This is a genomic window from Tangfeifania diversioriginum, assembly GCF_900141875.1.
GTDB lineage: Bacteria > Bacteroidota > Bacteroidia > Bacteroidales > Prolixibacteraceae > Tangfeifania > Tangfeifania diversioriginum.
The window spans coordinates 80998-93398 of sequence record NZ_FQZE01000008.1; the positions used below are offsets into that span (position 1 = coordinate 80998).

The following is a 12401-nucleotide window of genomic DNA, read 5'->3' on the forward strand; positions in this document are numbered from 1 at the left end:
AGACATGGACAAAAACACCATCCGCATCGGCACACGGGGCAGCCAGCTGGCCTTGTATCAGGCCGAAAGAACTAAAAAAGAACTGTCTGAAAAATTCTCCAACCTCTCAGTTGAAATTGAAATTATAAAAACCCGGGGCGATAAAATTCTTGATGTGGCGCTGTCAAAAATTGGCGACAAAGGATTGTTTACCAAAGAAATTGAAAATGCCCTGCTCGACGAAACTGTGGACATTGCCGTGCACAGTTTGAAAGACCTGCCCACCGTTTTGCCCGAAGGCTTAAAACTGGGAGCCGTTTTAGAAAGAGGTGAATATCGGGATGCACTGGTGAGCAAAGACGGACGCAAACTCAGCGAACTCACTCCCGGTGATACAATCGCCACCTCGAGCCTGCGGAGAAAAGCAGCTTTGCTCAAAATCAACAAAAATTTTAACATTGTGGATATCCGCGGAAATGTGAACACCCGCCTCCGCAAAATGGAAGAAGGCCACTGCGATGCCATGATTATGGCCGCAGCGGGTTTGCAGCGCCTGGAACTCGACAATTACATCACCGAAATTCTGGATCCCGATGTGTTGATTCCGGCCACCAGCCAGGGAGTAATTGCCATAGAATCGCGCGAGAATGATACCCGGATAGATGAAATCCTAAAAAAAATAAACCACAATAAAACCTGGAATGCCATTGAAGCCGAACGCGCATTTTTGCATACCATTGAGGGTGGCTGCCAGGTGCCGGTGGGGTGTTTTACCCGTTTTGAAAAAGAAAAATTTACCATTACCGGATTTGTGGCCTCGGTTGACGGAACGCAATTCCTGATTGATGAAGAAATCGGAACAGTTGAGAATGCGCATGAAACAGGCAAAAGGCTGGCGCAGAAACTTCGTAAAAAAGGAGCCGCCGAAATTCTGGCAAACATCAGAAAGTAACCATGGATCTTCCGCTGAAAAATAAGCTGTTTATTTCCACCCGTCCGGCAGGCCGCTCCGACGAGATGAAAAACCTTTTTGAAAGTGCGGGAGCAGAATTACTGGAAATGCCGCTGATAAAAATTGAACCGCTTTCTATTTCAGCAGAAGAAAAAATGTTGGTGAAAAACATTGAAATGTTTGATTGGCTGATTTTGACCAGCGCCAACGGAGTACACTACTTTTTTGAAACTTACAATAATATAACAGACAAACAAAAACTCCCCGGCCATCTTAAAATTGCAGTCATCGGCAATAAAACCCAACAAAAGCTGGAAGAATACGGTTATTCGCCCGATTTTGTAAATCCCGGAAACACAGCCGAAGATTTTTCGGAAGCATTTTTAAAACACCTTCAAAAAGAAAAACAACACCCGGATATTTTGCTGGCGCTCGGAAAACTGGCGCGCACGGTTATTCAGGATGCGCTGACAGACATCGCCAACTGTACCCGCATCGATTTTTACACCACGGTTATTCCTGAAAAAGTTGACCCAAATATTTTGAAACGAATTGAGGAAGACCGTTACGAAATGCTTATTTTTACAAGTCCTTCAGGAATTAAAAACTTCCTGAAAATTAGCGGTACCCAACAACCGGAAAAACTGCGTGTGGCCTGTATCGGAGAAATTACGGCCCGCACGGCAATAGAGAATAAAATTGAACCGTTTGTGGTTGCTGAAAAAGCAACGGCAAATGGTTTGGCAGATGCGATAATTAATTATTACAACTAAAAATCAAAAAAATATACAACTATGCAATTTCCTGTTACACGACTTCGCAGATTACGCAAAAACGCCGCCATCCGCAACATGGTGCGCGAGACGATACTAACCCGCAACGACCTAATTATGCCGCTGTTTGTTTGCCCGGGAGAAGGAGTTGAAAACAAAATCTCGTCCATGCCGGGAAATTCGCAGTTCTCGGTGGATTTGCTCGTGAAAAAATGCCGTGAATTGTACAACAAAGGAGTGCAGTCGGTTTTGCTTTTCGGGATTCCTGAAACAAAAGATGAAACCGGCGATGTGGCCTGTCAGCACAATGGAATTGTACAACAGGCCGTACGCGCACTGAAAAAGGAAGTGCCCGAGTTGTACCTGATTGCCGACGTTTGCAATTGCGAATACACCACGCACGGACATTGCGGAACCATTGTGGATGGCGATGTGGACAACGACCTGACACTCGATACGCTGGCCCGGCAGTCGGTTTCGCTCGCCGAAGCCGGTGTGGACATGGTGGCGCCAAGTGATATGATGGACGGCCGCGTGGGAGCCATTCGCACTGCGCTCGACGAAAACGGGTTCAAAAACACCCCAATTATGGCTTATTCCGCAAAATATGCGTCCGCTTTTTACGGTCCGTTCCGCGAGGCTGCCGAAAGCGCTCCGCAATTTGGCGACCGCAAAACTTACCAGATGGACCCTGCCAACGGCGACGAAGCGCTGCGTGAAGTGGAGCTCGACATCCAGGAAGGTGCCGACATCGTGATGGTAAAACCGGCACTCAACTACATGGATGTCATTCAAAGCGTGAAAGCCAACTTCAATGTTCCGGTGGCAGCTTACAACGTGAGCGGCGAATTTTCGATGGTAAAAGCCGCTGCCGAAAAAGGCTGGATCGATGAAAAACGAATCGTACTTGAACTACTCACCGGCCTGAAACGCGCCGGCGCGGATATAATTATCTCGTACCATACGCAAGATATTATTGAAGAATTGTAAATAGCTCTAATATCATTTTAAATATATATTGTCATTTCGACGAAGAATGAGGAGAAATCTGTTTCAAAGTTCTGGATTTCTCACCCGGAATACCGGGATTCGAAATGACAATTCACAATTGACTTACTTCATATTAAATTGACAAAAAAGACGATTGAGTTATGAATTACGAAAAAAGTATAAAAGCATTTGCAGAAGCACAAAAACACATTCCGGGCGGGGTGAATTCGCCGGCACGTTCGTTTAAAAGCGTGGGCGGCGACCCGCTGTTTTTCGCCAGAGCCAAAGGCTCGAAAGTGAGAGACATCGACGGCAATGAATTTATCGACTACGTAGGTTCGTGGGGCCCGATGATCCTGGGGCATTCACATCCGAAAGTGGTGGAAGCCATTCAAAAAACTGCCGAATCGGGAGCCAGTTTTGGCGCCCCCACGCTGGTAGAAACCGAAATGGCGGAACAGATCAAAAAAATGGTTCCTTCCATCGACACGGTGCGGATGGTGAATTCAGGAACCGAAGCCACCATGAGTGCCCTGCGCCTGGCACGTGGCTACACACAACGCGACCTGGTCATCAAATTTGAAGGCTGCTACCACGGCCACAACGATAGTTTCCTGATTGAAGCCGGCTCGGGCGCGCTGACACTCGGAGTGCCCAACACACCCGGAGTAACCAAAGGAACTGCCCGCGATACGCTCACTGCAAAATTCAATGATCTTTCTTCAGTAGAAAACCTTTTTAAACAGCATAAAAATGAGATTGCCGCCGTAATTGTGGAGCCGGTTACCGGAAACATGGGCGTTATTCAGCCTCAGAAAGCATTCATTGAAGGGCTGCGGAAACTTTGCGACGAGAACAAAACAGTACTGATTTTTGACGAAGTGATGACCGGTTTTCGACTGGCAAAAGGCGGCGCGCAGGAAATCCTGGGAATCACGCCCGATTTGACCACGTTCGGAAAAATAATCGGCGGCGGCCTGCCCGTGGGTGCTTACGGTGGAAAGCAGGAAATTATGGACATGCTGGCACCGGCCGGTCCGGTTTACCAGGCAGGAACACTTTCCGGAAATCCGCTGGCCATGGCTGCCGGGTTAACAACATTGCGTTTGCTCGATGAAACCGAAAACTTCTACGAAGAACTTGAAAAATCTTCGGCCTATTTGGAAGAGGGATTAAAAAACAACCTGAAAGAATTAAATCTCAACGGCGTAATTAACCGGGTTGGCTCCATGCTCACGCTGTTCTTTACTGACGCTGAAAAAGTGCAGTCGTTTGCCGATGTAAATACTTGCGATACTGGTTTGTTTGGCCGCTATTTTAAAACAGCACTCGATAAAGGCGTATATTTTGCACCCTCGCAGTTTGAAGCCTGTTTTGTTTCGGCAGCGCATTCCAAAGCCGATTTGGAAAAAACAGTTGAAGTAAGTTACCAGGCGTTGAAAGCGTTGAAATAGAGGCCCCTCCTAACCTCCCCAAGGGGAGGAAAAAGGAGTGAATGCGCTAAAGCCAGTTCTATCATTGATAACCTTAGGCAAGAGGATGAGAAATCTGTTTTAAAAAATTGAGATTTCTCCTCCTACGTCGTCGAAATGACAATTAACATGAAATAAAAATTAATCAGGATAAAATAATGCAGGAACCCATTTTATTAGAAACGTTGAGAGGAAAAGCCACCAGCCGGCCGCCGGTGTGGTTTATGCGGCAGGCGGGCCGGGTGTTGCCCAATTACCTGAAGCTGAAAGAAAATTACACGTTCTGGCAGATGATGCAGCAACCCAAAGTGGCAGCCGAAGTCACGCTGATGCCGGTTTACGATTTGGGCGTGGATGCGGCCATTCTGTTCAGCGACATCCTGGTAGTTCCTTACGCTATGGGAATGGGCCTCGATTTTACCGATAACGGCCCCGTGTTTGAAAAACCGCTGGCTTTTCGCGATAATCCGCTGGAAGGATTGAATCCTGATCCCTCCAAACTCAACTACATTTACGATGTGGTGGATGAAATCATCAAAACCCGGCCGGCTAACACACCGCTCATCGGATTCTGCGGTGCGCCGCTCACCGTGCTGCTTTTTATGCTGCAGGGGCTGGGCCGCAAAGGCGATTTCCCCGATGCCACCAAATTTATTTATCAGCACAAAAAAGAGGTGAAAGCCCTGGTAAATGAATTGACCGACCTTTCCATTATTTATGCTGAAGAACAAATTAACCATGGCGTGGAAGTATTCCAGCTTTTCGATACCCATGCCGGGTTGCTGCCGTTCGATCTTTACAACGAACTGTTTCTGGAACCGGTGAAAAAAATGGCCGATGCCGTCCGGGCGAAAAATGTGCCGTTTATTTTCTTTCCGAAAGGACTGGGAACCGGCATCAAAAATATTACACCGGAATACTGCGACTTCTTAAGCATCGACTGGCAAACTTCGTTGCCCACTGCGCGTGAACTTGTTCACGACGATATTGGATTGCAGGGAAATATCGACCCGCGATTGCTGTATGCCCCGCAGGAAGAGATGGAAAGAGTGCTGGAAAAGTACATCGATTTTGGCAGCAAAAACACCAACTGGATTTTTAACCTCGGCCACGGCTTTTTGCCGGGACTACCTTACGAAAATGCAAAGTTTCTGGCCGACTGGGTGAAAAACACCGACTGGAAACGATGACAGATTAAATATTGCTGTCATTTCCCGCGAAGCCCACGAAGTGATGCCTATGGCAGATGCCTTTGGCAGAAGATGAGGTACGAAGATGAGAAATCTGTTATTAAAGGAAAAGATTTCTCCTCCTGCGTCGTCGAAATGACATTTCATAGATGATGATATTTCAATAAATGATTAAATGGGGAAATAGCCAATTAAAAGGCAAAAAATGGACAGAATCGAGCGAATAGCAGACACCTTCAGCAAGCTTCAGCAGGAAATTTGCCAACAGTTGGAAGAAGCTGACGGAAAAGGAAATTTCAATCACAACAGTTGGGAGAAAAACCTTGGCAACGGCGTAACTTCTGTATTGGAAAACGGTGAGGTGATTGAAAAGGGGGCTGTTAATTTCTCATTTGTGAAGGGTGATTTTTCCGAGCGCATGGAACGGATTCTGGGCGAAAAAGGTACAAAATATGCCGCCACCGGAATTTCTTCCATCCTGCATCCCGAAAACCCGTGGATGCCGATTATTCACATGAATGTGCGCTATTTCACGTTAGACAGTGGAGTTTCGTGGTTTGGCGGCGGTATTGATCTCACGCCTCATATCATTGTTCCACGTGAAGCCGCCAAATTTCACCAATCGTTAAAAGAAGCCTGCGACACTTTTGACAACCAGTTTTACCCGGATTTCAAACAGTGGGCCGACGATTACTTTTATTTGACCCATCGCAAAGAAACACGTGGTGTGGGCGGGATTTTCTTCGACCGACAACGTCCCGGAAATCCGGAAGAACAGGAAAGGTTATTCGGTTTTTGCGTGGCACTGGCCAAAAAATACCCGGAAATCTATATTGAATTTATGAACAAAAACGGTCGGAAAAAATACACTGAACGTGAAAAGAAATGGCAACAACTGCGTCGTGGCCGGTACGTGGAATTCAATTTAATTCACGACCGCGGAACCAAATTCGGTTTGGAATCGGGGGGAAATACCGAATCGATACTGGTGAGCATGCCGGCAAACGCTGGCTGGGCATACAATTACCAACCCGAAGCGGGCGGTTTTGAAGCAGAAACACTCAGCCTGCTCAAAAAAGGAATCGACTGGATAAATTTTAAAGCTGATTCCCAATGATATTTTCATCGCACATACCGCTGTTTTTCACCAACCTGCTCAGCTTAGAGTGGCGTATTTTTTACACCTGCCTGGCCACGATCATCATCAACCTGCCGTTTGGCTACCTGCGTGGCGCACTGCAAAAATTTTCGCCCTGCTGGTTTCTCGCCATTCATGCACCGGTGCCACTCGTTATTCTAATTCGCGATTTTCATGGGTTGGAATTAACCTGGTCGCTGGCCCCGTTTCTGCTGGGCAGTTTTTTCATCGGACAGCTTGCCGGCCGAAAAATCTGGGCAGCCTGGCCTTTGCGTGAGAAAAAATATTCGTGCGCGCTGAGCAGGTTTAAGGGTTGAAGTTAATGGCTATTTACCAGCTGAACTTAGAGTCAGCAGGTGAATCTACACAAATTGAGCAGGTGGACTTTAAGCCACCAGCTCAATGGAACCTGCATAAATTTCAAACTTTTGTTTTCAATAATAAATATTGTACCTTCAAAACATCAACTAAAAAAAAACAAATATTATGGAAGCTATTGGTGGAATTATTGCATTTGTAAGTGCTGTTTGGGTGATTTACCATGTGTGGACGGTAAACAAAGGATTGAGTACCGGCTCAAAAATAATCTGGACCATTTTTGCTGTGCTCTTCAGTATTATTACTGCTATTGTTTACCTGATAGTGAAGAAAAAGTAATTTCCGGGTAATTAGGGTAGCATCTTTGAAGTCATACTATCAATTTAAGCCCGTTTGAAATTCACAAGAATGTATTTGAATTATGCCGGGCAAATCCAAATGCCTGGCACAGTTTATTTCACTGCCACGGTTTTCACGTTCATAAATTCTTTGATACCGTGCGATGAAAGTTCGCGGCCAAACCCGCTCTCTTTAATTCCACCAAACGGGATGCGCGGATCGGATTTCACAAAATCGTTCACAAAACAGCAACCGGCCTGTAATTGCGTTTCGGCAATTCTTTCTCCTTTTTTCAGGTCGCGGGTAAAAACAGCAGCTCCGAGCCCAAATACAGAGTCGTTGGCTACGCGAATGGCTTCTGTTTCATTTTTCACCCGGATGACCGAAGCCACGGGACCGAACAGCTCCTCATCGTAGGCGGGCATGCCTGGGTTCACATTTTCAAGAATGGTTGGCGGGTAGAATGCCCCTTTCATGTTGGGTTTTTCGCCACCAATAATTACTTCGGCACCCATTTTCACTGAATCGGTAACCTGACGGTGAAGTTCGTCGCGTAAATCAATCCTTGCCAGCGGCCCCATTGTAATTTCGGGTTCGCACGGATCGCCATATTCTGCTTTCATCATTTCCTGGGTAAAATATTCCAGAAATTCGGGATAAACCGTTTCGGTTACAATAAACCGTTTAGCACCAATACAACTCTGTCCGGCATTTACCAGCCTTCCGGTGGCGCAGGTTTTTGCAGCCGAAACCAAGTCGGCATCTTCCAGAATGAGGTACGGATCGCTGCCGCCCAGTTCGAGCACGCATTTTTTCATTACGCTTCCGGCAACCGAAGCCACACTTTTACCGGCAGGAGTGCTCCCGGTAAGGCTAACCGCTTTTATTGCATGATGTTTAATTACGGACTCCACCTGCTTGCTTCCAATCAACAGTGTACGGAACACATTTTCGGGGAAACCGGCTTCGCGAAACAGATCTTCAATGGCCAGGGCACAACCGGGTACGTTACTGGCGTGTTTTAACACCGCAGTGTTGCCGGCCATTACAGTTGGTGCCGCAAACCTGAAAACCTGCCAGAACGGAAAATTCCAGGGCATCACAGCGAGAATAGTCCCAATAGGCTGGTAACTCACATACGATGAAGAAAAATCGGAATCGATGATTTCATTCTCAAGAAAACTTTCGGCATTTTCAGCATAATACTCGCACACCCAGGCGCACTTTTCAATTTCAGCTATTCCTTCGTGCAAAACCTTCCCCATTTCGTGGGCCATCAGGCGGGCCAATTCTTCTTTTTTACTTTTTAAAAGGCTGGCCAGGTTTTGCATCATCTGGCTGCGGTGAAAGAACGATGTTTTGCGCCAGCTATGCCAGCTTTTATCCACCGAGTTAATTATTTTTTCAACTCCTTTTTCTGAAAAAATCTCGTAGTTCTGAAAAGATTCACCCGTAACGGGATTTACTGATTTCATCATATTTTGGTAGTCATTTATTTGATAAACGAATTTATAAAAATTACTACGAAAAAAATGGAATCAGGTTTTTGAAAATTTCAATTAATGCATGGGAACTTCTATGGCGAGCAGCTTTGAGTTTTCACTCATTGCAATTTTAAGCGGTCCGTTGACTGGCCCGAAACCGGCGGCATCGCGCTTTTCGAGCTTGGTGCCTTCAATTTCTGCCTGTCCTTCAATCACCATGAAATAAACTCCGTTTTTTTCTGATTTCGGTTTATATTCGGTTACTCCTTCCCTTTTAAAATCGATTACCGATATAAAAGCATCCTGGTGAATCCACAGCGATTCGTTGCGACCATCGGGTGAAACCAGCAGCTGCCATTTCTTTTGGCGGCCTTCCGGGCTGAATTTTTTCTGATCGTAGCGCGGTTCATGGCCTTTTTCATCGGTGAAAATCCAGATTTGAAACAGGTTGACCGGCTCTGAGTCGGAGGCATTAAATTCGGAATGAAGTACTCCTGTGCCAGCCGACATTACCTGCACTTCGCCGGTGGTAATCACGCCTTCGTTTCCCATATTGTCGCTGTGTTTTAATGCCCCCGAAAGCGGAATGGTAATGATTTCCATGTCTTCGTGCGGGTGCATTCCAAATCCTTTGGAAGGGGCTACAATATCGTCGTTCAGCACTCTGAGTTTGCCGAAATGAATTTTTTCGGGATTGTAGTAATTGGCAAAACTGAAGGAATGGGCTGCTTTTAGCCATCCGTGGTCGGCAATTCCTCTGTCGGAAGCCTTATGAATTAATTTTTCCATTGTAAATAATTTTAAAAGAAAAAGGGTATCCAAAAAAGATTGAAATCTGCTAAATGCCATTGTCCTGAACTTGTTTCAGAATGACATCACAGATTACTTTTTTTGGACACCCTCCTTCAGGGTTATCAATTTTATTCCATTACTTCGTTTCCAACATAGCGGTACCAGATGTTTCAGTAGCCACTACATTAAAATCGAGCGTAAAAGTGTCGTAAATCATGTTATCACCCAAATTATCGAAGAATTTACCAGAGCCATAACGAACATCGTACAAGGTGCGATCGACTTCAATTACTCCCCCTGACACCAACCTGTCGTTACCTATGGTTACTTCAGCAGTAAAACTAACGGGGTGGGTTACTCCTTTTATGGTTAAATCGCCGGTAAATGAATAATCATTCCCGCTTTTATGCTGAACCTTTTTCACCACCAGGGTAGAAACGGGATATTTATCCACCGAAAAGAAGTCATCGGATTTCAGGTGGCCCTCCAGTTTCTGCTTTGAAGATTCATCTTTTATATCTGCGTTCTCAATTGTAGTCATATCAATTTTGAAAGTACCTCCCTCTATTTTATTATCTTTTACTTCGAGCGATCCGCTTTTAAAATCGATTGTACCGTTGTGTTGCCCGGTTACTTTTTTGCCGGTCCATTTCACTGTGCTTTTGCTATTGTCCACCTCATAGTTTCCGGCAAATAACTGAACTCCCAAGAAGGTGCTTAATAAAATTGTTGCTAATAATTTCCCTGTTGTTTTCATGTCTTTTTAATTTTTTATTCTACTTTTTTCTATCTGTAATTATATTTTCGACAATTAAAGACAAATTTGTCTTTAATTTGTTCAAGGCCAAAAAAAAGCAACAAATTTTGTTGCTTTATCTATCAGTAAATAATAGAATTATCGATTTACTCCACAATTCTGATTTCACTTTTTATATCCATCGCCTTTTCATAAACAGCGGTAACCCCGCAGTATTTTTCCTCGGAAAGTTTAACTGCTTTTTCGAGTTTCGCTTTGGGTAAATCTTTCCCTTTAAACTGGTAAATCACCTTCATTTTGTTGTAATGCTTTGGATGTTCGTCGGTCACATCGGCTTCCACAATTACATTAAATGCTTCGGGTTCCACTTTCATTTTTTTCAGGATCATAATCACATCAACGCCTGTACAGCCGGCAAGTGCGGTAAGCATTAATTTTTTGGGACGAGGGCCCAAATCGCTGCCACCTGCTTCTTTTGTGGCATCAATAACTACTTTGTGGCCATCCATATCCGTTTCAAACGCAACTTTGTCGGTCCACGATAAATCAACTACATGTTTCATATTCATTTCTTTTACTTGTGTTTCAATTCATTCCGCTGCAAATATACAACATCGAAATATCTATATAAATAGTTTTTCAAATATTCATTGAAATTGTATCTTTAACTATTTTTGAACAAAGTTGTTATTTAAGGTAATTAACAGAGCAATAGGAAATGAGAAGTGTTATAAAAAGACCCACGGAAGCGGAAACTGATTTAAGCGGATTTCATTTGTTTAAAAAGCTGGACGAGAACGAATTTAACCGGTTGAATTATGAGAAAACCTGCTCGCTTTACAAAAAGGGAACCATTATTTACCGTGAAGGCAGCAGGCTGACGGGTTTCTTCTGTGTTACCCGCGGTATTGTAAAAGTATTAAAAACCGGTATCGACGGGAAGGAACAGATTATACGCTTTGCCAAAAAGGGTGAAATAATTGCCTACCGCTCGCTTTTAAGCCAGGAACTGGCCTGCACAACTGCAAAAGTAATAGACGAAGCCGTGTTGTGCCACGTTCCGTATCAAACATTACTTTTCCTGATTAAAAACAACTGGCAATTTTCGCACCACATGCTGCAGATAGTTTGCCGCGAGCTGCGCGAAGCCAACGATTACATTACCGATATTGCACAAAAAACAGTGCGCGAAAGACTGGCTGAAGTGCTGCTTCTTTTAAAAGAAAATTTTGAAGTGGACAACCAGAATACCCTGCAGATTTCGTTAACCCGCGAGGAGCTTGCCAACATGGTGGGAACTGCCACAGAATCGGTTATTCGCTTGCTCTCGGAATTTAAACAGGATGGGCTAATCGAATTGCAGGGAAGAAAGATTAAGTTTTTGGATATACCCAGTTTAAGGCGAGTGGCCAATATTTAAAACCCGATGCAGGAACGTCATAAAAACAAAAAACGCTACTTTTCTGAACAGGCAAACACTACCCGGAAATATGTAATCCCCTATATTTCGGACCAGGTAAAAATTGATCCGCAAACCACAGTTTTGGAAATTGGGTGTGCCGAGGCCGGCAATCTGAAACCATTTCTGGATTTGGGTTGTAAAGCCACCGGCATCGATATTTCGTGCGGACGCATTGAGCTGGCAAGGGAATTTTATTCCAATCATCCCAAAAAGAACAACCTCACCCTGATTTGCGAAGACATTTACAACGTGAATTTAAAGGGAAAAACCTTCAATATTATCATCATGCGCGATGTGATTGAACACATTCCCGATCAGGAAAAATTTATGCATTACGTGAAAAAATTTCTTAACCCGGAAGGGAAATTTTTCCTGGCTTTTCCGCCCTGGCAAAACCCGTTTGGCGGACACCAGCAGGTTTGCCAAAATAAAATTCTGTCGAAATTGCCTTACTTTCACCTGTTGCCCCGTTTTCTTTACCGGTTTATCCTGAATAGTGGTGAAAGCAACAAAAAGAGGATTGACGAACTGCTTTTCATTAAAGAAACCGGCATTTCCATTGAACGGTTTGAACGAATTCTGAAAAAGGAATTTTACAGCACCGATAAGCGAACCTTCTTTTTTATTAATCCGAACTATGAAACCAAATTCGGACTGAAACCCCGCAAACAATCTAAAATAATTGCTGGTATCCCGTGGTTGCGAAATTTCTTCACTACCGCGGCTTATTACGTCATTTCAAAATAGAAGTCTTT

14 protein-coding genes are annotated in these 12401 nt (G+C 44.5%); 10 read left to right on the forward strand and 4 right to left on the reverse strand.

What is annotated here, in order from left to right; translation table 11 throughout:
* Positions 1–4: 4 nt before the first annotated feature.
* The 8 genes from hemC to BUC07_RS06965 all read left to right on the forward strand — a co-directional run bounded on the left by hemC (position 5) and on the right by BUC07_RS06965 (position 7151).
* The gene (gene hemC, locus BUC07_RS06930; protein WP_073167762.1) at positions 5–931 is read left to right on the forward strand and encodes a hydroxymethylbilane synthase; all 927 of its coding nucleotides are present in this window, start codon (positions 5–7) and stop codon (positions 929–931) included.
* 2 nt (positions 932–933) lie between these two features.
* A complete protein-coding gene (locus tag BUC07_RS06935) occupies positions 934–1704 on the forward strand; it encodes a uroporphyrinogen-III synthase (protein ID WP_073167765.1) in 771 nt (256 codons plus the stop codon).
* 21 nt (positions 1705–1725) lie between these two features.
* Positions 1726–2694 carry a porphobilinogen synthase gene (hemB, locus tag BUC07_RS06940; RefSeq protein WP_073167768.1) on the forward strand — a complete coding sequence of 323 codons (969 nt, stop codon included), beginning with the start codon at positions 1726–1728 and terminating at the stop codon, positions 2692–2694.
* A gap of 161 nt (positions 2695–2855) precedes the next feature.
* Positions 2856–4148, forward strand: a complete 1293-nt coding sequence (hemL, locus tag BUC07_RS06945) for a glutamate-1-semialdehyde 2,1-aminomutase (protein WP_073167772.1) — start codon at positions 2856–2858, stop codon at positions 4146–4148.
* Positions 4149–4324: 176 nt separating this feature from the next.
* On the forward strand, positions 4325–5356 hold the full coding sequence (hemE, locus tag BUC07_RS06950) for a uroporphyrinogen decarboxylase (protein WP_073167775.1): 1032 nt from the start codon (positions 4325–4327) through the stop codon (positions 5354–5356).
* A gap of 205 nt (positions 5357–5561) precedes the next feature.
* Positions 5562–6473, forward strand: a complete 912-nt coding sequence (gene hemF / locus BUC07_RS06955) for an oxygen-dependent coproporphyrinogen oxidase (RefSeq protein ID WP_073167778.1) — start codon at positions 5562–5564, stop codon at positions 6471–6473.
* Positions 6470–6811: a hypothetical protein gene (locus tag BUC07_RS06960; RefSeq protein WP_073167780.1), complete on the forward strand. Its 342-nt coding sequence runs from the start codon at positions 6470–6472 to the stop codon at positions 6809–6811. Before hemF ends, BUC07_RS06960 begins: the two co-directional genes overlap by 4 nt.
* A gap of 169 nt (positions 6812–6980) precedes the next feature.
* Positions 6981–7151, forward strand: a complete 171-nt coding sequence (locus BUC07_RS06965) for a PLDc N-terminal domain-containing protein (RefSeq protein ID WP_083578143.1) — start codon at positions 6981–6983, stop codon at positions 7149–7151.
* A 113-nt stretch (positions 7152–7264) separates the two neighbouring features.
* Here the strand turns inward: BUC07_RS06965 and BUC07_RS06970 are convergent, their stop codons facing one another.
* The 4 genes from BUC07_RS06970 to BUC07_RS06985 all read right to left on the reverse strand — a co-directional run bounded on the left by BUC07_RS06970 (position 7265) and on the right by BUC07_RS06985 (position 10747).
* Entirely contained in the window at positions 7265–8629 is a 1365-nt protein-coding gene (locus tag BUC07_RS06970) for an NAD-dependent succinate-semialdehyde dehydrogenase (RefSeq protein WP_217652660.1), read from the reverse strand.
* Between the two features lie 81 nt (positions 8630–8710).
* On the reverse strand, positions 8711–9424 hold the full coding sequence (locus BUC07_RS06975) for a pirin family protein (protein ID WP_073167786.1): 714 nt from the start codon (positions 9422–9424) through the stop codon (positions 8711–8713).
* 139 nt (positions 9425–9563) lie between these two features.
* Positions 9564–10184 (reverse strand): YceI family protein, encoded by a 621-nt coding sequence (locus BUC07_RS06980; protein WP_073167789.1) that lies wholly within the window; start codon positions 10182–10184, stop codon positions 9564–9566.
* Positions 10185–10330: 146 nt separating this feature from the next.
* Positions 10331–10747 carry an OsmC family protein gene (locus BUC07_RS06985; RefSeq protein WP_073167923.1) on the reverse strand — a complete coding sequence of 139 codons (417 nt, stop codon included), beginning with the start codon at positions 10745–10747 and terminating at the stop codon, positions 10331–10333.
* A 155-nt stretch (positions 10748–10902) separates the two neighbouring features.
* On the opposite strand from BUC07_RS06985, the gene BUC07_RS06990 reads away from it, so the two are divergent.
* Positions 10903–11604 carry a Crp/Fnr family transcriptional regulator gene (locus BUC07_RS06990; RefSeq protein WP_139279501.1) on the forward strand — a complete coding sequence of 234 codons (702 nt, stop codon included), beginning with the start codon at positions 10903–10905 and terminating at the stop codon, positions 11602–11604.
* A gap of 6 nt (positions 11605–11610) precedes the next feature.
* On the forward strand, positions 11611–12393 hold the full coding sequence (locus tag BUC07_RS06995) for a class I SAM-dependent methyltransferase (protein ID WP_073167792.1): 783 nt from the start codon (positions 11611–11613) through the stop codon (positions 12391–12393).
* Positions 12394–12401 lie beyond the last annotated feature (8 nt).